The 19,390-nt window shown below is 72.3% G+C and carries 17 protein-coding genes; 15 read left to right on the top strand and 2 right to left on the bottom strand.

Translation table 11 applies throughout. From position 1 onward, the window contains the following. Positions 1-17: 17 nt before the first annotated feature. The 5 genes from JK364_RS28860 (at position 18) to JK364_RS28840 (ending at position 6,747) form a co-directional block, all read left to right on the top strand. A complete protein-coding gene (locus tag JK364_RS28860; protein WP_201854262.1) occupies positions 18-602 on the top strand; it encodes a TetR/AcrR family transcriptional regulator in 585 nt (194 codons plus the stop codon). 80 nt (positions 603-682) lie between these two features. Continuing rightward, entirely contained in the window at positions 683-2,131 is a 1,449-nt protein-coding gene (locus tag JK364_RS28855) for an MFS transporter (RefSeq protein WP_201854261.1), read from the top strand. Further along, positions 2,128-2,886: an SDR family NAD(P)-dependent oxidoreductase gene (locus JK364_RS28850; RefSeq protein ID WP_201854260.1), complete on the top strand. Its 759-nt coding sequence runs from the start codon at positions 2,128-2,130 to the stop codon at positions 2,884-2,886. The genes JK364_RS28855 and JK364_RS28850 overlap by 4 nt, the downstream gene beginning before the upstream one ends. Positions 2,887-3,074: 188 nt before the next feature. Beyond that, a complete protein-coding gene (locus JK364_RS28845; RefSeq protein ID WP_201854259.1) occupies positions 3,075-4,388 on the top strand; it encodes a serine hydrolase domain-containing protein in 1,314 nt (437 codons plus the stop codon). A gap of 463 nt (positions 4,389-4,851) precedes the next feature. Continuing rightward, entirely contained in the window at positions 4,852-6,747 is a 1,896-nt protein-coding gene (locus tag JK364_RS28840; protein ID WP_201854258.1) for an exo-alpha-sialidase, read from the top strand. A gap of 158 nt (positions 6,748-6,905) precedes the next feature. On the opposite strand, the gene JK364_RS28835 is transcribed toward JK364_RS28840, so the two are convergent. Then, on the bottom strand, positions 6,906-7,364 hold the full coding sequence (locus JK364_RS28835; RefSeq protein ID WP_201854257.1) for a VOC family protein: 459 nt from the start codon (positions 7,362-7,364) through the stop codon (positions 6,906-6,908). Positions 7,365-7,455: 91 nt separating this feature from the next. On the opposite strand from JK364_RS28835, the gene JK364_RS28830 reads away from it, so the two are divergent. After that, the gene (locus tag JK364_RS28830; protein WP_201854256.1) at positions 7,456-8,166 is read left to right on the top strand and encodes a class I SAM-dependent DNA methyltransferase; all 711 of its coding nucleotides are present in this window, start codon (positions 7,456-7,458) and stop codon (positions 8,164-8,166) included. A gap of 9 nt (positions 8,167-8,175) precedes the next feature. Here JK364_RS28830 and JK364_RS28825 read toward each other — a convergent pair whose 3' ends face one another. Beyond that, entirely contained in the window at positions 8,176-9,294 is a 1,119-nt protein-coding gene (locus tag JK364_RS28825) for a bile acid:sodium symporter family protein (RefSeq protein ID WP_230992663.1), read from the bottom strand. Between the two features lie 149 nt (positions 9,295-9,443). Between JK364_RS28825 and JK364_RS28820 the strand changes: the two genes are divergently transcribed. From JK364_RS28820 to JK364_RS28780, 9 genes are all read left to right on the top strand, one after another. Then, a complete protein-coding gene (locus JK364_RS28820) occupies positions 9,444-10,337 on the top strand; it encodes a LysR substrate-binding domain-containing protein (RefSeq protein WP_086883340.1) in 894 nt (297 codons plus the stop codon). A gap of 186 nt (positions 10,338-10,523) precedes the next feature. Beyond that, complete coding sequence (locus JK364_RS28815; RefSeq protein ID WP_201854476.1) at positions 10,524-12,350, top strand: AMP-dependent synthetase/ligase; 1,827 nt, start codon at positions 10,524-10,526, stop codon at positions 12,348-12,350. A 19-nt stretch (positions 12,351-12,369) separates the two neighbouring features. Then, positions 12,370-13,044: a hypothetical protein gene (locus JK364_RS28810; RefSeq protein ID WP_201854255.1), complete on the top strand. Its 675-nt coding sequence runs from the start codon at positions 12,370-12,372 to the stop codon at positions 13,042-13,044. A 56-nt stretch (positions 13,045-13,100) separates the two neighbouring features. Next, positions 13,101-13,925 carry an effector-associated domain EAD1-containing protein gene (locus JK364_RS28805; protein WP_201854254.1) on the top strand — a complete coding sequence of 275 codons (825 nt, stop codon included), beginning with the start codon at positions 13,101-13,103 and terminating at the stop codon, positions 13,923-13,925. Positions 13,926-14,004: 79 nt separating this feature from the next. Beyond that, positions 14,005-14,835, top strand: a complete 831-nt coding sequence (locus JK364_RS28800; protein WP_307841408.1) for an aldo/keto reductase — start codon at positions 14,005-14,007, stop codon at positions 14,833-14,835. Between the two features lie 248 nt (positions 14,836-15,083). After that, positions 15,084-16,259 carry a S1 family peptidase gene (locus JK364_RS28795; protein WP_201854253.1) on the top strand — a complete coding sequence of 392 codons (1,176 nt, stop codon included), beginning with the start codon at positions 15,084-15,086 and terminating at the stop codon, positions 16,257-16,259. Between the two features lie 203 nt (positions 16,260-16,462). Next, positions 16,463-17,047 carry a sigma-70 family RNA polymerase sigma factor gene (locus tag JK364_RS28790; RefSeq protein WP_164432216.1) on the top strand — a complete coding sequence of 195 codons (585 nt, stop codon included), beginning with the start codon at positions 16,463-16,465 and terminating at the stop codon, positions 17,045-17,047. After that, positions 17,044-17,820, top strand: a complete 777-nt coding sequence (locus JK364_RS28785) for an anti-sigma factor (RefSeq protein WP_201854252.1) — start codon at positions 17,044-17,046, stop codon at positions 17,818-17,820. The genes JK364_RS28790 and JK364_RS28785 overlap by 4 nt, the downstream gene beginning before the upstream one ends. A 90-nt stretch (positions 17,821-17,910) precedes the next feature. Next, a complete protein-coding gene (locus JK364_RS28780) occupies positions 17,911-19,275 on the top strand; it encodes a cryptochrome/photolyase family protein (RefSeq protein ID WP_201854251.1) in 1,365 nt (454 codons plus the stop codon). Positions 19,276-19,390: the final 115 nt, after the last annotated feature.

Below are 19,390 nucleotides of genomic sequence, written 5' to 3'. Positions count from 1 at the left end.
GGTGCTACGGTTGGGTCATGGCCAGAACGAAGGAATTCGATCCAGAGGCCGCCCTGCAATCGGCTCTCGAGCTGTTCTGGCAGCGCGGCTACGAAGCGACCTCGATGGCGGACCTCGTCGACTATCTCGGCATCGGCCGCGCCAGTATCTACGCGACCTTCGGCAGCAAGCACGAGCTGTACCTGAAGGCCATGGACCGCTATGCGGAGACGCGCGACCCGTCCCTGCTGGCCGAGTTGTCCCAGCCCGGTCCGGCGCTGCCCGCGGTGCGGGCGCTGGTGCGCCGTTTCGCCGAGGAGGCCGCCTCCCCGGAGATGCGGCTGGCCGGCTGCCTGGTGACCAACACGGCGGCCGAGCTGGCCCCGCATGACCCGGCGGCGGCCCGCCGGGTGGAGATCAGCTGGGACCATGTGGAGACCCCGCTGCACTCCGCGCTGATACGGGCCCAGGCCCAGGGGGAGCTCCCCGAGGACCGCGACCCCCGCGCGCTGGCGCGGATGCTGTTCGTGCTGATGCAGGGGTTGCGGGTGGTCGGCAAGGCGTCGGACGACCCGGCTCGGGTGCGGGACGCGGCGGAGCAGGCGTTGGCACTGCTGGACTGATTTCCCACGATCACGGGAGTCGCACAGAGCCCATTCGCATGCCCTCATATTAAAACGATCGGTCAAATATTGGGGGAGAGATGACCGTCACCGACACCCCGTGCGACACCGGCACAGACGCAGACACAGACACAGACACAGACTCCACCACCATCACGACCCACCATCGCCGGGCCTTCGCCCTGCTCGGCTCTGTCCAGGTCACCCTGATCTTCACGCTCGCGGCGATCGCCGTGCCGCTGCCCGAGATCGGCCGCGCCTTCGGTCTGGAGCGGGCCGATCTGATCCTGCTCAGCGCCGCCTACGGGCTGACCTTCGCCGGGCTGCTGCTCTTCGGCGGGCGCCTCTCCGACCGCTACGGCGGGCGGCGGGCCCTCACCGCCGGGCTCATCCTCTTCGCCGCCGCCTCGGCCGCCGCCCCGTTCGCCCCCGGTATCGGGACCCTGCTCGCGGCCAGGTTCGCCCAAGGTGCGGGCGCGGCCCTGACAGCACCCGCCGCCATGACCGTGCTGCGCGCCGTCTTCCCCGCTCCCGCCGCCTACGGCAGGGCGATGGCGACCTGGGGCGGGCTCTCCGTGCTCGGCGCGACCGCGGGCAATCTGCTCTCCGGCGTCATAGCCGAGCTGCTGTCCTGGCGCTGGAGCTTCGCCGTGCCGCCGGCGGTGGCCGTGGCCGCCCTCGTCCTCGCGCCCCGGCTGCTGCCGGACACCCCGCCGAGCCGGGGCCGGGCGCTCGATCTGCCGGGCGCGCTGCTGGCCACGGCCGGAATCACGCTCGCCAGCTATGGGCTCGTGGCCACCGACGCCCTGCCCTGGTCGTCGGCCGGGGTGCTGGTGCCCCTGCTCATCGGGGCCGCGCTGCTCATCGCGTTCTGGTACGCGGAGCGCCGGGCGGGCGATCCGCTGCTGCCGCCGCGCTTCCTGCTGGACCGGCGGCGGGCGCTCGCCCTCGCGGCCATCGCGTTCAGCGCCTGCGCGACCGCGATGACCTTTGTGACCCTCTCGCTCCATCTCCAGCAGGACCGTGACTGGTCGCCGCTGCGGACCTCGGCCGCCTTTGTGCCGTTCGCCATCGCCCTGCTCACCTCGGGGCGGGCGGCCGGGCCGCTGATAGCCCGCCTCGGCCCCCGCGTGGTCACCACCGCCGGGCTGGCCACTGCCGGGGCCGGGCTGGTGCTGCTCGCCCTCACCGGACTCGACCCGCACACTCCGTACGCCTCAGCGCTGCTGCCGGGGCTGGTGGTGCTGCCGGCCGGTGCCGCCGCGTCCTTCGCCGGGGCCGCCGTGCTCACCACCCACGGGGTGCCGCATGAGCGGACCGGGCTCGCGGGCGGGGCGCTGAACACCGCGATGGAGCTCGGCCCGACCGTGGTCTTCGCCATCGTGCTCACCTTCGGCAGCGATGCCGTCTCCCTCACCGCGACAGGGGCCGCGCTCGCCCTCGTCGCCGCCCTGAACCTCCGCGTCCAGCGGAGCCGTCCGTCCGGTCCCTCCCATCCCTCCTCTCTTCCTCAAGGAGCCACGCAGTGAACCGCTTCACCGGAAAGACCGCCCTCGTCACCGGAGCGGGCACCGGTCTCGGCCGTGCCATCGCGCTCGCCTTCGCCGCCGAAGGCGCCTCCGTGGTGGCCGCGGGCCGCACCGAGTCCACCCTGGCCGAGACGGTCCGCCTGATCGAGGCCGCCGATGGCCGGGCCACCGCCGTGACCGCCGATGTGACCGACTCCGGGCAGCTCCGGGAGCTGGTGCACAGCGCCGTCGCCCGCTTCGGCGGACTGGACATCGCCGTCAACAACGCCGGGATACTGCGCGGCAAGGGGCCCGTCGGTGAGGTCAGCGAGGAGGACTGGGAGGCGGTGCTGCACACCAATGTCACCGGTGTCTGGCTGTCCATGAAGCACCAGATCGCACACATGAAGGAGCACGGCGGCGGGGCGATCGTCAATGTCTCCTCCAACCTCGGCGCCCATCTGCGGGTTTCGGGCCTCGGCGCCTACAGCACCTCCAAGGCGGCGGTCGCCACACTGACCCGGATCGCCGCGCTCGACCACATCCATCAGGGCGTCCGGATCAACGCGGTCAGCCCCGGCGCCTCCGACGGCCCCATGTCACTGCTGCCGGGTGAGACCGAGGCCGACCGCGCCGAGCGGGCGAAGAGCGAGACTCCGTTGGGCCGGGTGGCGGAGGCGGACGAGATCGCGGCGGCCGTGCTCTACCTCGCCTCACCGGCGGCGGGCGCCGTGGTCGGCACGGATCTCGTGGTGGACAGCGGCTCGTCGGCCTGACCGGCACCGAGCGCGCGCCCGGCCGGAGCCCGGTCAGCGCCCGACAAGAGCCCGGTCAACGCCCGGCAAGAGCCCGGTCAACGCTCGGCCGGAGCCCGACCGAAGCCCGGCCATGGGGCTGCCCCCACCCGAACCCGGGGGCTTGCCGCATGGCCGGGGCACCACCGTCCCCCGGAGGCTGGTGAGACATGAACGCATCCACGAAGCGCCCTCGTTTACGCCTCGTCACGGCCGCCGCCGTCACCGCCGCCCTCCTCGGCGGTGCGGCCGCGGTCCCGGCCGCCGCCACAGCACCGAAATCCGGCCCCGCCTCCTCCGCCACCTCGTCCACCGACTCCACCAGCTCCACCAGCTCCACCGACTCCGCCACCTCCACCGACCGCCGGCTCACCGAGGCCGAGTTGCGGCGTGCGGTGGCCCGGACGCTGGAGGACGCCGGATTCATCGGCATCACCGTGGAGGTGCGCGACGGCCACCGCCGGATCCACGCCCGCGCGGGCGAGGCGGAGCGTGACACCGGCCGCCCCATGCCGTACGGGGCGCATTACCGGGCCGCGAGCGTCACCAAGTCCTTCGTGGCCACGGTCGTCCTCCAACTGGTCGCCGAGGGGCGGCTCTCGCTGAGCGATCCGGTGGACAAGTGGCTGCCGGGCGTGGTGAGCGGCAATGGCAACGACGGCCGCCGGATCACCGTCAGGAATCTGCTCCAGCACACCAGTGGCATCCACAACTACGACTACAGCGAGGACACCGGCGATTCGGCGGCGGACTTCGAGCGGACCCGGTTCGACCATGTCTCCCCCGAGCGGGTGGTCGCCGGGGCGATGAAGCACCGGCCCGACTTCCCACCCGCCCCGGCGGATGACCCCAAGCCCGACTGGAACTACTCCAACCCCGGCTATGTCCTCGCCGGAATGATCATCCAGAAGGTCACCGGCCACTCATGGTCGGAGGAGGTCCGCGACCGCGTCATCCGCCCGCTGGGTCTGACCGGCACCTCCGAGCCCGGGGACGATCCGCGGATCAAGGGCCCGTACGCCCATACGTATCAGCGCTTCCCCGGCTCCGACGGCTGGACGGACACCACGCTGCGGAACGTCTCCTGGGGCGGTGCGGCCGGTTCCATCATCAGCACCGACCGCGATCTGGACCGGTTCTTCACCGCCCTGCTGAGTGGTCGTCTGCTGCCCCCGGCGCAGCTGGCCGAGATGCGCCGGACGGTGCCCGTCGGGCCGGACTTCGAGGTGGCCTTCCCGCACGCCCAGTACGGGCTCGGGATGATGCGCCAGCCGCTCAGCTGCGGCGGCTACCTCTGGGGCCACGGCGGCGACCTCGAAGGGGCCACGGTGCGCACCGGCTTCACCGAGGGCGGGCGGCGCTCGGTGACCATCAGCTCCAGCGGCAAGACCGCCGATGACGAGCAGGTGCTGCGGGCCGAGCGGGCCTTGCAGGGCCTCATCGACCGCGTTCTGTGCGAGGGGATCGGAGGCCGTAAACCCTGACGCCCATGGGAGTGAACTGCGGGCGGAGCGGGACCGGATGACCTCGGCCGCCGAGGAGCTCGAGCTGTCCCGATCGCTGCTGGACCGGGTCATCACGGCGGGTCGGACGGCCATGGGCGGACCGAAGCGGGGCGCCGTCCGGGGGCGGGCACCGTCCCCCTCGCGCCCCGCCCTCACCTCAACTGGCGCAGTGTCACGAGGATATGACGCACGGTCCTTGTCCCGGGCGACCGCAGGACGAGACACTTTCAGCCGCAGTCATGTGTGAGACATGGGATGTCTTGATGTCCTGACGGCATGATGCCTCATGGCGTGATGCCCGACGGCCTCGACGTCCAGATGCCGATGCCTCAACGCGAGGCAGTCTGAAGGGCAGGCCGTGACCATGGCGTCAGTTCTCCGCACACGTCCCCGCAGCAGACCACCCCGCTCCTGTGCCAGACCGTGGCGGCGCCGCGCCTCCGTGCTCCTCACCGCCGCGGCGCTGGCCCTGATCCCGCTTCCGGTACGGGCCGCGGACACGGATTCCACCGCGTCCGCGGCCCGCGCCGACTCCGGCTTCGAACAACAGGTCCTCTTCAAGTCTGCCCAGGAACAGGGCTACTCCTGCTTCCGGATCCCGGCGGTCGTCAAGGCCAAGGACGGCACCCTGCTGGCCTTCGCCGAGGGCCGGGTCGACAACTGCGGTGACGCCGGGGACATCGATTTGGTCCTCAAGCGCTCCACCGACGGCGGCCGCACCTGGGGCCCGCTCCAGGTGGTCAATGACGGCGACGGTGACACCCACGGCAACCCCGCGCCCATCGTGGACCAGCGCACCGGCCGCATCGTGCTCGCCAGCACCTACAACACCGGCCGCGACGACTCCCAGAGCTGCGACATCCCCTGTGACCGCTCCCCGCACCTCCAGTACAGCGACGACAACGGCGCCACCTGGTCGGCCCCGCGCGATCTGAGCTCCTCGCTGATGCCGGCCCAGTGGAACTCCTGGTACGCCACCGGCCCCGTCCACGGCATCCAGCTCCAGCGCGGCCGCCACAAGGGCCGGCTGGTCTTCACCCTCAACACCGAGAGCTTCAGCGGCGGCCGCATCACCGACAACCACGCCGCGCTCGCCTACAGCGACGACGGCGGCAACCGCTGGCGCATCGGCGCGGTGGACAGCTACCCGCTCGCGGAGGACGGCACCTTCCGCCAGAAGCCGTCCGAGATGACGCTGGTCGAGCGCGCCGACGGTTCGATCTACGTCAGCGGCCGGGAGCAGGACGGCACCGATCTCGGCCACCGCGACTACGCCATCAGCCAGGACGGCGGCCAGAGCTTCACCGCGCCCTTCCGCACCATCCCCGATCTGCCCACCCCCCAGGTGCAGGGTTCGATCCTGCGGCTGCGCGACCCGGCCCGCGACGGCTACAGCCGGCTGCTCTTCTCCGCCCCCGCCGACCCCGACCGCCGCCGCACCATGATGGTCCGCTCCTCCTGGGATGAGGCCCGCACCTGGGACGGTGTCGACCGCGGCAAGGTCGTCACCACCGACTGGTCCGGGTACTCCGACATGGTCGCGGTCTCCCGCGATACGGTGGGGCTGCTGTACGAGGGCGGTGCGGTGGACGCCCGTGACGAGATCCGCTTCGCCCGCTTCACCGAGGACTGGCTGGGCTCCCGCCGGCCGCCCTCCCCCACCACCGATGACCGCGCGCCCGGCGCCCGGTCCGCGACCGTGCTCGGCGGCGCGGCGGGGCGCGACGACGGCCGCTTCGGCGACGCGCTGTCCTTCGACGGCACGGACGACGCCGTACGGGTCCCGTACCGGAACGCCCTGCCCCTGGGCACCCGCGACTTCACCGTGAGCCTGTGGTTCCGCTACTCGGCCGCCTCCGGGCAGCATCCGTTCCTGTGGATGGGCGGCATCGGCAACAAACAGCCGCAGGTCTGGCTGCGGGGTGAGCCCGGGAGCAACCGGATCCGGGCGCTGATGACCACGGTCAACGGCTTCGCCACCTTCACCAGCGCCTCGGTGTCCACCGACGCCGCGTACAACGACGGGCAGTGGCACCATCTCGCCCTCGTCCGCAGCGGCGGACGGCTCTCCCTCACTGTGGACGGCGGCACCGCGGTCACCGCCCCCGACGCCCCGGGCACCGTGAGCCGCACCGCGCCCTTCGGCCTCCACCTCGGCCAGGCCGTGGACAGCCGCTCCCATATGACGGGCGATCTCGATGAGTTCCGGCTGTACGCCCGTGCCCTGTCCGACACCGAACTGCGCCGTGTCCGCGAATTCAACGCCCCGCTCGACGACCCCCACTCCGGCGCCCTCGTCCGCCTCCCCCTGGACCGCGTGCGGTCATCCCACGGCTAGGGACGTCCGGCGGATCTTTCCCCTCCCCGCCCCTTCCCGATATGCGGCTCCGCCGCGTGGCAGGGGCTCCGCCCCTGGACCCCGGGGTTAAGGGGCGGAGCCCCCCACGCGGCGGAGCCGCACATCGACCCAGCCCCGCGCCCCTTCGGGGCGCCTGTCTAGACGACACAGAACTCATTGCCCTCCGGGTCCTGGAGCACCACCGCGTAGTACTCCATCCCCGGCTCGTCCATGATCCGCTGGACCGTGGCTCCGGCCTTCTTCAGCCGGTCCACGGTCGCGGTGACGCGCTCGGTGCGGACCACGAGGGGCACATCCCGCCCACCGCCCACCTTCAGATCGAGATGCAGCCGGTTCTTGGTGACCTTGGACTCCGGAACCTGCTGGAACCACACCCGCGGACCCTGCCCCGCCGGATCCACGATGGACTCCGGGATCTCCCCGGCCCCGGGGGGCAGCTCCGCCGCGGGCACGCCCATGTCCGTCCAGTACTCCCGCCAGGTGGCGTGGCCGCCCGGCGGGGGCTCGGGCACATAGCCCAGGGCCTCGGACCAGAAGGCCACCATCCGGCGTGGCTCGGCACAGTCGATGGTCAGTTGCAGCGTGAGCGTCGTCATGTCCGAAGCCTCCCAGAGGGGTCTGACAACGGCCTCCCCACGAGGCCGGCATCGAGGCCCGCCGCGGTGCGTCCCGCTAGGGTGTACGGCCGTGACCGAAGCCGACTTCCTCAACTCCACCCGGGCGTCCTACAACGCCATGGCCATCGACTACGACGAGCGTTTCCGCGATGAACTGGCGGCCCAGACGCTGGAACGGGCGGTGTTCGCCGGGTTCGCCGAGCTGGTGCGGAACGCCGGGGGCGGACCGGTGGCCGATGTGGGCAGCGGACCGGGCCGGGTGACCGCGCATCTCCACGGTCTGGGGCTGTCCGTGTACGGGATCGACCTGTCGCCGCGGATGGTGGAGCTGGCCCGGCGGGAACACCCCGGGCTGCGGTTCGAGGAGGGGTCGATGCTGGCCCTGGACATCCCGGACGGCACCCTCGCCGCCGTGGTGGCGTGGTACTCCACGATCCACGTTCCGCAGGAGCGGCTGCCGGATGTGTTCGCCGAGTTCCACCGGGTGCTGGCGCCCGGTGGATACGCGCTGGTGGGCTTCCAGGTGGGCGACGAGCAACGGGTCTACACGGAGGCGTTCGGCCATGAGGTGTCGCTGACCTTCCGCCGGTGGCAGCCGGACCGGATCGCCGAGCTGCTGGCCGGGGCCGGACTGCCGGTCCGCGCCCGGACCTTCCGGGAACCGGAGCGCTGGGAACCCACCCCGCAGGCGTCCCTCATCGCCCGCAAGCCGCCACTGCCGCCTGCCGACGACCAGACCGCCGACGACCAGACCGCCGGAGACCAGGCCGCCGAAAGCTGACGTCAGAGGTCAGACGCGGGTCAGCGCGGTCTTGTCCACGTCGTCCGCGCTGTCCGTACGAGCCTGAGCGGCCTCCGACCCGCTCTCGGCTCCCGTCACCGCCGCTTCCGGCGCCCGCGCCGCGAAGCGGCGGGCCAGCACCGCGCAGACCATCAGCTGCATCTGGTGGAAGAGCATCAGCGGCAGCACCGCCAGGCTCGCCTGGGCGCCGAAGAGCACACTCGCCATCGGCAGCCCGGCGGCCAGGCTCTTCTTGGACCCCGCGAACACGATCGTGATCCGGTCCGCGCGGACGAAGCCCAGCTTCCGCGAGCCGTACGAGGTGAGCGTGAGCATCACCGTGAGCAGCACCGCCTCGACGCCGAGCAGGATCGCCAGCCGCGCCGGGGTCACCTGGTGCCAGATGCCCCGGACCATGCCCTCGCTGAACGCCGCGTAGACCACGAGCAGCACCGAGCCCCGGTCGACCAGCCGCAGCACCGCCCGGTGGCGCGAGATGAAGCCGCCGATCCAGCGACGCAGCAGCTGCCCGGCGAGGAAGGGGGCCAGCAGCTGAAGCCCGATCTTGATCATCGAGTCGGCCGAGAAGCCGCCTCCGCTGCCGCCCAGCAACAGCGCGACCAGCACCGGGGTGACCACCACGCCGAGCAGGCTGGAGAAGGAGCCCGCGCAGATCGCGGCGGCCACATTGCCCCGGGCGATCGAGGTGAAGGCGATGGAGGACTGGACCGTGGAGGGCACCAGGCACAGGAAGAGCAGCCCGGTGTAGAGGGGATGCGTCAGCACGTACGGCACCAGCCCGCGCGCGGCCAGGCCGAGGGCCGGGAAGATGACGAAGGTGCACACCAGCACGGTCAGATGGAGCCGCCAGTGGCGCACCCCGTCCAGCGCCTCACGGGTGGAGAGCCGGGCGCCGTAGAGGAAGAAGAGGAAGCCGACCGCGACCGTGGTGGCCCCATCGGTGACGGTGGCGGCCCGGCCGCTGACCGGGAGCAGCACGGCGAGCGCCACGGTGCCGATGAGTCCGAGGATGAAGCCGTCCAGGGGGAGCCAGGAGGGAAGGGCGGGAAGGGCGATCTTGCGCAGACGCAGGCGGTGCAGGCGGTGCGGGCTGTGCGGGCTGGGCATTCGTTCTCTTTCTCGCTCTTTCTCGGCCGGCTTTTCTGGACACGGACGGCGCCCGCTCCATAGTGCTCCCGATCAAGGCCATCGGGAATCCCGCATACCGCTCTGACTGTCATCGCGTCCCGTGATGGCCTCGGCGTACAGTGGCCGCCATGTACGACCCCGCCCAGCTCCGGACGTTCCTCGCGGTGTCCCAGACCCTCAGCTTCACCCAGGCCGCCGACCGCCTCGGGGTGCGCCAGTCCACCGTGAGCCAGCAGGTGCGCAAGCTGGAGGCGGCCGTGGGACGGCAGCTCTTCGCCCGCGACACCCACGGGGTGGAGCTGACCGAGGACGGCGAGGCGATGCTGGGGTTCGCCCGCTCCATCCTGGAGGCGAACGAGCGGGCGGCGAGCTGGTTCCGGGGCACCCGGCTGCGCGGCCGGCTGCGCTTCGGCGCCTCGGAGGACTTCGTGGTGACCCGGCTGCCGGAGATCCTGGAGGGGTTCCGCCGCGACCATCCCGAGGTGGACCTGGAGCTCACCGTCGAGCTGTCGGGCACGCTGCACGAGCGGCTGGAGGCGGGCAAGCTGGATCTGGTGCTGGCCAAGCGGTCCGAGGACCGGCCGGGCGGGCAGTTGGTGTGGCGGGACCGGCTGGTGTGGATCGGCGCCGAGCGGCTGCGGCTGGATCCGGACCGTCCGCTCCCCCTGATCGTCTTCCCGCCACCGGGGCTGACCCGGGCCCGCGCGCTGGATGTGCTGGAGCGACACGGCAGGTCATGGCGGATCGTATGCACCAGTGGCAGTCTCAATGGCCTGGTCGCGGCGGCCCGCGCCGGGCTCGGGGTGATGGCCCACACCCATGGCCTGATTCCGCCGGGCCTGGCGCCGGTCCCCGAACGGGCCGGGCTGCCGGACCTCGGCCCGGTGGATTTCGTACTGTTGTACGGAAAGCGTCGGCGGGAGGACGCCTCGCACGCCGCCGCGGAGCGACTCGCCGCCGCGATCCTGGCCGGGCCTGTGCCACGATCGGAGAGATTTCGTGCAGAAGACCGTTACATATGAGCCACACACGCGGCGCATAGGACCAGACTCCACGCAATCCGCCCTCGCCAACGCCTGATTGATACCCTTTCACCTCACTGTCCGCCCGGCATTCCGTACGTTCCGGGCACAAAACACCTCTCCCGCATCGGGGGCCGGATCGGGTACGGTCGCGGCGCTGTGCCCAGCGGCTTCAAGGAGCAGGTATTGCGCGAGTTCACCGTCCCCCCGTTGGCGACGCCCCCTCAGGCCGGAGGACTGGCGGATGCCGTCTTCGACCATGCGGACTCCGACCCCCTCCGGGTTGCACTGGCGCGCAAAACGGCGGACGGCGGCTGGCAGAACGTGACCGCGGGCCAGTTCCGGGACGAGGTGACGGCACTCGCCAAGGGCCTGCTGGCCCGTGGTGTCCGGTTCGGCGACCGCGTCGCCATCATGTGCCCCACCCGCTATGAGTGGACGCTCTTCGACTTCGCCCTGTGGACCATCGGCGCCCAGAGCGTCCCGCTGTACCCCACCTCCTCCGCCGAGCAGGTCTGCTGGATGCTGCATGACGCGGGGGTCTCCGCCTGTGTCGTGGAGCATGAGGACCATGCGATGACGGTCGGCTCGGTGGTCGGCCGGCTGCCGCATCTGAGGCAGCTGTGGCAGCTGGACGCGGGGGCGCTGGAGGAGCTGCTGGCGGCCGGGGAGTCCGTCGAGGACGATCTGGTGGAACGGCACCGGCTGGCCGTGACCCCCGAGCAGCCCGCGACCATCATCTACACCTCGGGCACCACCGGCCGCCCCAAGGGCTGTGTGATCACCCACGCCAATCTGATGGCGGAATGCGACAACATCGTCGAGCGGTACGAGGAGGCCTTCCACTCCAAGCGGGGCGACGAGGCCGCCACCCTGCTCTTCCTCCCGCTCGCCCATGTCTTCGGCCGGATGGTGGAGGTCGCCGCCGTCCGCGGCAAGGTCAAGCTCGGTCACCAGCCCAAGCTCTCGGCCGCCGCGCTGCTGCCCGATCTGAAGACGTTCCGGCCGACCTTCATCCTCGCGGTGCCGTACATCTTCGAGAAGGTGTTCGCGGCGGCGCGCCGCAAGGCCGAGGCGGACGGCAAGCTGGGGGTGTTCGAGAAGGCCGTGGACGTGGCGGTGCGGTACGCGGAGGCGCAGGAGGCCAAGGCGTTCGGCACCGGGCCGGGTCCGGGCGCCGCGCTGCGGGTGCAGCACGGATTCTTCGAGAAGGCCGTCTACGGCAAGGTGCGCGCCGCGATGGGCGGCCGGGTGCGGCACGCGATGTCGGGCGGTTCGGGCATGGAGCGTCGGCTCGGCCTGTTCTTCGCGGGCGCGGGCGTCATCATCTACGAGGGCTACGGCCTCACCGAGTCCACCGCCGCCGCCACCGCCAACCCGCCCGAGCAGACCCGCTTCGGCACGGTCGGCGTGCCGATCCCCGGCACCACGGTCCACCTCGCCGACGACGGCGAGGTGTGGGTGCGCGGCGGCCAGGTCTTCGAGGGCTACCTCGGCGATCCCAAGGCGACCGACGCGGTGCTGCGCGACGGCTGGCTGGCCACCGGCGACCTGGGCACGCTGGACGACGACGGCTATCTCACCATCACCGGGCGGAAGAAGGAGATCCTGGTGACCTCCAGCGGCAAGTCGGTCTCCCCGGCGGGCCTGGAGGAGCGGGTGCGGGCGCATCCCCTGGTGGCCCAGTGCATCGTGGTGGGCAATGACCGCCCGTATGTCGCGGCGCTGGTCACCCTGGACTCGGAGGCGGTCGCGCACTGGCTGACGATGCGCGGCAAGCCGGAGCTGCCGCCGGGCGAGCTGGTCCGGGACCCCGATCTGGAGACCGAGATCCGGCGTGCGGTGGTCGCGGCGAACACCACCGTTTCCCAGGCGGAGTCGATTCGCACCTTCCGGATACTTGCCGCGCAGTTCTCCGAGGAGCATGGTCTGCTGACGCCGTCGCTGAAATTGAAGCGAAAGGCCATCGAACAGGCGTACGCCGTCGAGGTCGAGGCGCTGTACAACACCTGAGCCGCGAAGGGGGCACGAAATGATCGATGTCATTCTCCCCGAACTTCCCGAACGCGAACTGGCCCTGCTGTCCGAGGAGACACCCCAGCCCAGCGGCCCGAGGCTGGCCGGGCGGGTGGTCCTGGGCGGGCCGGTGGCCTTACCGGTCACGGCCGACCTCGTCGGACCGGATCCGGAGCTGCTGGACTTCCTCCGTACCGAGGCGGACAACGCCGTCTATTACCTGGTGCATCTGTCGGTGACCTGCGCCCGGGACGCGCCGGACCCCGCCCTGCACTCGATCAATCTCGATATCGGCCTCACGGCGGAACCGGTGCGGCGGGGCACCGCGGTCTTCCAGCCGGTGGCCTGGTCCATGACCCCGCGCCAGCTCACCGCCGAGGTGACGGCACCGGCACCGGCGGCCCACCTCGGCCCGCGGCTCGGATTCCAGGACGGTGGCGACACCGCCCTCGGCGAGCGGGTCTGTCTGGAGGCGCGGCGGGAGCTGCGCTCCGACCCGGGCTGGGAGATCCGGCACACCTCCGCGGTGCGCATCGGGGGCACGTACCGGCTGGCCATGGTGGTGCGGGCACCGCGCGGGGCGGTGAGCCGGGCGGCGGTCGCGGTGGGCGCCACGGTGCGCGAGGGGCACACCCTGCACCGCTTCCGGGAGGAGCTCGAGGAACCGCTGCGCCTGGCCGCGCTTCAGTAAGGACGGAAGCGGGGGCACACAGCGGTACGAGCACAGGCGAGGAGCGACGGAACACGGTGGACGGCCAGGACGGGGACGGGCATCCGGCGCTGACGACCGAGGAGCTCGGGGAGTTGACGCGGGTCTTCCCGGTCGGCCCGTCCGCCGTGGCGCTGCTGCGCAGAGCGGGCTTCCCCGCCGAGCACATACCGGCGGCCGCCACCACGACCGCCGGGGAGTTCTGGTCCGCGGTGGCCGGGGCGGTCGCCGCGGGCCGGGTCGCGGACGGCAGGCTGCGCGTCCTGGCCGCCGCCGGCGTCTCCTATCCGCACAACGAGGTGTTCCGGGCCGCCTTACGGGAGCGGCCGGGCGGGCGCGGGGTCCGGCGGGTGCTGGTGACCGGCGCCGCCCCGGGCGGCCAGGAGTTAGCCGCGGTCCAGCGGGCGGCCCATGGCGTCCTGACGGTGGACCGGTGCCCCGCCGCGGCCGCCACCGATCTGCGGCGGATCCTCACCGTACGCCCGGATGTGCTCCATCTGGTCTGCCGCCGCGAGGGGGCCGCGCTGGTCTTCGAGGACGGCGGCGGGCGGGCGCATCACACACCGGCCGCGCGGCTGGCCGAGCTGCTGGCCGTCTACCGCCGGCTGACCGGCGCCCCGCTGCCCGGTGTGGTGCTCGGCTGCCCGGAGGGCGCGCCGCTGGCCGCGCTCTTCGCCGGGGCGGCCGAGGTGGTGGTCGCCCACCGCAGACCGCTGGACGGCGCGGCGTCGGCGGCCTTCGCGGGCGGGCTCTACGGCCTGCTGGGCGAGGCGCCCACGCTGGAGCGGGCGGCGCGGCGGGCGGCGGAGCGCCTCGGGCGGGACGGGGACGGCGTGCTGATCCTGCGCGGGCGGCCCTGGTGAACGGGAATGACGGCAGACCGTTGATCGTTGGATCAGTTGGAAGCATGTAATCCACATCCGACGTAAGGATCGACTGCCCGTGAGCAAGGTCCCCTTCATCACGCTCAACAACGGCGTACGGATGCCGCAGCTCGGCTTCGGTGTCTGGCAGGTCCCGGACGACGAGGCGCAGGCCGCGGTGCGCAACGCACTGGACGCCGGGTACCGCAGCATCGACACGGCCGCGATATACGGGAACGAGGAGGGCACGGGGAAGGGGCTCGCCGCGTCGGGCGTCGCGCGCGACGAGCTGTTCGTCACCACCAAGCTCCAGAACGCCGACCAGGGGTACGACTCGACCCTGCGCGCCTTCGACGCCTCGCTGACCAGGCTGGGCCTGGAGTATGTGGATCTCTACCTGATCCACTGGCCGCTGCCCGGGGTCGACAAGTACGTGGACACCTGGAAGGCGTTCGAGAAGATCTACTCCGAGGGCCGCGCCAAGGCCATCGGCCTGTCCAACTTCCACGCCGCCCACACCCAGCGGCTGCTCTCCGAGACCTCGATCGTCCCGGTGATCGACCAGATCGAGCTGCATCCGCAGCTGCCGCAGGCGGAGCTGCGCGCCTTCAACGCCCGCCATGACATCGCCACCGAGGCGTGGTCCCCGCTCGGCCAGGGCAAGGGCCTGCTGGCGGACCCGAAGCTGGCGGCGATCGCCGGGAAGCACGGGAAGACCCCGGCCCAGGTGGTGCTGCGCTGGCATCTGGACCTCGGCAATGTGGTGATCCCCAAGTCCGTGACCCCGTCGCGGATCAAGGAGAACATCGACGTCTTCGACTTCCAGCTGGACGCCGAGGACCTGGCGGCGATCGACTCCCTCGACACCGGCAACCGTCTGGGCTTCGACCCCGAGACCTTCAACGGCTGAGTCCAAGACCTTCAACAGCCGAGACCTTCCGCCCCGTCGCGTCCACCGCGGCGGGGCGGACCCGTATCCACCGTCACCGCCGCCGCCACCGCCACCGCCACCGCCACTCACCGTCCTGGCATATCCCGGGCGCATGCCCCCCGTACGGGGCCGATGCGGCCCACCGAGCGAGCCACGTCCCCGGCAATTACGCTTGGCGCCCAGATGGGCACACAGCGTGACCATATGCCTAGCCGAGGAGACCGAAGATGTCCCGCAGACGCCGTCACGGCCTTGAGCTGGCCGCCGGTTGCACCGTCGCGATAGCCGCCCTCTTCCTGGGGAGCGGCATACCCGCGGTGGCCGACCCCGGTGAACCGTCCCCCCGCCCCCGGAGGGAGGTGCCCCCCGAGATGCTGGCCTCGATGCAGCGCGATCTGGGCCTGACGGCCGATGAGGCGCGGATGCGGATATCCAATGAGTACCGGGCCGGAGAGGCCGAACCGGGGCTGCGCAAGAGCCTGGGCAGCTCCTACGGCGGCGCGTGGGTGTCCGGCAACACCGCCGAACTCACCGTGGCCACCACCGACAAGGAGCAGAGCGCCACCATCACGGCCGGCGGCGCCAAGCCCGCCGTCGTCAAGCACAACCTCAAGGCCCTCGTCGACGCCAAGCAGGCCCTGGACCGCACCGCCGCCGAGCGCCCCCCGGCCGCCGACGTCGCCTCCGCCTGGTACGTGGACGTCAAGACCAACAGCGTCGTGGTGCAGTCGGCCGAGCCCACCGAGGCGGCCGCCTTCGTCGCCGCGAGCGGCGCGGACCGCGAGGTGGTACGGATCGTGGAGTCGGCCGAGCGGCCGAGCCCGCTGTACGACCTGCGCGGCGGCGAGGCGTTCTACATCAACGACGCCGCCCGCTGCTCGATCGGCTTCTCGGTGGCCAAGGCCGAGCAGAACGGCTTCGTCACCGCCGGCCACTGCGGCAGCCAGGGCGACACCACCGCCGGCTTCAACCGGGTGGCGCAGGGCACCTTCCAGGGCTCCAGCTTCCCCGGCAACGACTACGCGTGGGTGGCCACCAACGCCGACTGGGCCCCGCAGCCGTGGGTGATCGGCCCCGAGGGCACCAACGTCACCGTCACCGGCTCCCAGGAAGCGCCGGTGGGCTCGTCCGTCTGCCGCTCCGGCTCGACGACCGGCTGGCACTGCGGCACCATCCAGCAGCACGACACCAGCGTGCAGTACCCCCAGGGCACGGTCAGCGGGGTCACCCGCACCAATGTCTGCGCCGAGCCGGGCGACTCCGGCGGCTCGTTCATCTCGGGCAGCGAGGCGCAGGGCGTCACCTCCGGCGGCTCCGGCAACTGCACCGTCGGCGGCACGACGTACTACCAGCCGGTGAACCCGATCCTGACGACCTACGGGCTCACCCTCACCACCGGCTGACGCCGGGCGCCGAGGCCGCCGCGGTCGAGCGGACCGCGGCGGCCTCACGCGTGTCCGGCGCACCTTGATGTGACCAGCACTCCTCGACGTTCACCGGCGCACCTTGATGTGTTCGGAGCACCTTGACCAATCCGCACCCGTCCGGGCGACGAATGAGGTACGACACCTCCGTGTGCGCCGCATCGTTCCCGGAAGGACGGCCCGTGAGAGAACCCGTGTATATCGGCGGACCCGCCGCGCGCGGACCGGACCTCGAAGAGTTGCTCCAGATGGTGGCCCGGGGGGACCAGAACGCGTTCGCGGCCCTCTACGACGCCGTCAGCGGGCCGGTCCTGGGGCTGACGCGCAGTCTGCTGCGCGACCCGGCCCAGGCCGAGGAGGTCACCCAGGAGGTCCTGGTCGAGGTGTGGCGGTCCGCGGCGCGGTTCGAACCGGGCCGGGGCAGCGCCATGTCCTGGATCATGACGGTGGCGCACCGGCGCGCCGTGGACCGGGTGCGCTCGGCGCAGGCCGCCTCCGACCGCGAGGAGCGCGCCGCGCTGCTGTCCCGTACCCCGGCGTTCGACGAGGTGACCGAGCAGGTGGAGGCCAGGCTCGAACGCGAGCAGGTGCGCCGGTGCATGCGGACGCTGACCGAGCTGCAGCGGCAGTCGGTGACGCTCGCCTACTACCGGGGCCGCTCCTACCGTGAGGTGGCGGAGCTGCTGTCGCTGCCGCTCGGGACCGTGAAGACCAGACTCCGGGACGGGCTCATCCGGCTCCGGGACTGCATGGGGGTCGGCGCATGACCAGAGCGGATCTGCACACCTTGACCGGGGCGTACGCGGTGAACGCCCTGTCGGGGCGGGAGTTGAGCGAGTTCGAGCGGCATCTGGCGGTCTGTGACGCCTGCCGTCAGGAGGTACGGGAGCTGCGGGAGACCGCCGCCAAGCTGGCGGTGGCCACGTCCCTGACCCCGCCGCCGACGATGAAGGACGATGTGCTGCGGCGGATCGCCACGGTCCGCCAGGAGCCGCCCCGGGTGGCGGCGCGGGAGGCCCGGGAGTCCCACGCGGGCCCCCGGCGGCGCACCGGGCGGCGGGCGATGAACTTCGCGCTGGCGGCCTGTGTGGCCGCTGCCGCCGTATGCGGCGGGGCCGCGGTATGGCAGTACCGGCAGGCGTCCGACGCCCGCGACACCGCCCGCCGCTCCGAGCAGCGGGTGGCCCAGGCGGAGGAGATGACCCAGGTGCTGGCCGCGCCCGACGCGCACAGCCGCAGCGGCCGGATGGCGGACGGCTCGACCGGCACGGTGGTGGTCTCGCGCGGGCTGAACAAGGCGGTGTTCCTCGCCTCGGGGCTGCCCGAGCCGCCCGCCGGGCGGATCTACCAGCTGTGGTTCAGCGACGGCGGCACGATGCGCCCGGCCGGTCTGATGGACTCCTCGGGCCGGAACACGGCGGCGGTCATGAGCGGCGCGGTCGGGAAGGCGTCGGCCATGGGGGTGACGGTCGAGCCCGCCGGAGGGTCGAAGGCCCCGACGAGCGATCCGCTGGTCCTGTTGACGTTCCCCTCGGCGTGAGCGGACGACATCGGGCGTTGTCAGAAGGCATCGGGTGACACGGGGCGCGAAGCCGCCGATCCGCGGGGCCGGGTGGGGTAAGGGAGAGGGATGAGCACGTCCCTCTCCGTCTTCACCTCCGATCTGCGGCTGTCCGACAACCCCGTGCTGCGCGCCGCGCTGCGCGCCGCCGAGCGGGTCGTGCCGCTGTTCGTCGTGGACCGTGGCCTGGCCCGGACGGGGTTCGCGGTCCCCAACCGGGTGGCGTTCCTCGCGGACGCCCTGGCCGATCTCGACGCGGGGCTGCGCGAGCGCGACGGGCGGCTGGTGGTCCGCCGGGGGGACGCGGTGGCGGAGATCCTGCGGGCGGCGCGGCAGGCGGACGCGGACGAGGTGCACATCGCCGGCGGGGTGAGCGGCTACGCCACCCGCCGCGAGCGGCGGCTGCGCGAGGCGCTGGAGGCGGACGGACGGCGACTGCGGGTGCACGGCGCGGTGGTGACGGCGGTGGAGCCGGGCGAGGTGACCCCGGCGGGCAAGGACCACTTCGCGGTCTTCACCCCGTACTTCCGCGCCTGGCAGCGGGCCGGGCAGCGCAGGCCGCTCACCGCGCCGCGCACGGTGAGCGTGCCGTCCGGGCTGCGCTCGGAGCCGGTGGCGGCGGTCGCCTCGCTCGCCCCGGGCAGCCCCTCCCCCGGGCTGCCCGAGGGCGGGGAGACGGCGGGCCGCCGCCGGGTGCGCGCCTGGTGGCGGTCGGGGTTGGGGAGCTACGCCGACCGGCAGGACGATCTGGCGGGCGACGCCACCTCCCGGCTCTCCCCGTATCTGCACTTCGGCTGTCTGTCCCCGGTGGAGCTGGTGCACCGGGCGCGGGAGACGGGCGGCGCTGGTGCCGACGCCTTCGTACGGCAGCTGGCCTGGCGGGACTTCCACCACCAGGTGCTGGCCGCCCGGCCGGACGCCTCGTACGCCGACTACCGCCCGCGGGGCGACCGGTGGCGCGAGGACGCGGCGGAGGTCGCGGCCTGGAAGGCGGGGCGCACCGGCTATCCGCTGGTGGACGCGGGGATGCGGCAGCTGCGCCACGAGGGCTGGATGCACAACCGGGCGCGGCTGCTGGTGGCGAGCTTCCTCACCAAGACGCTTTACCAGGACTGGCGGATCGGCGCCCGGCACTTCCTGGAGCTGCTGGTGGACGGGGATGTGGCCAACAACCAGCTGAACTGGCAGTGGGCGGCGGGCACCGGCACCGACACCCGCCCGAACCGGGTCCTCAATCCACTGGCGCAGGCCCGGCGGTTCGACCCGGACGGCGCGTATGTGCGGCGCTGGGTGCCGGAGCTGGCCGGGGTGACCGGCTCCGGCGTCCATACGCCCTGGCGGCTGCCGGAGGCCGAGCGGAACCGGCTGGACTACCCGGACCCGCTCGTGGACCTCCAGGCGGGGCTGGCCCGCTTCCGGCACGCCCGGGGGTGACCCCGGGGCCCGCCGGCCGGTCTACGCGGTGTCCGGCGGACCACGCGGCGGAGCCCCGCCTTCCAGCCCCTCCAGCCCCTCCGGCGCTTGAGGAGCGGGGTCTGGGGCGGAGCCC

This window comes from Streptomyces endocoffeicus (genome assembly GCF_016741935.1).
GTDB classification, from domain to species: Bacteria; Actinomycetota; Actinomycetes; order Streptomycetales; family Streptomycetaceae; genus Streptomyces; species Streptomyces endocoffeicus.
This window is presented reverse-complemented; position numbering and strand designations above follow the sequence as displayed.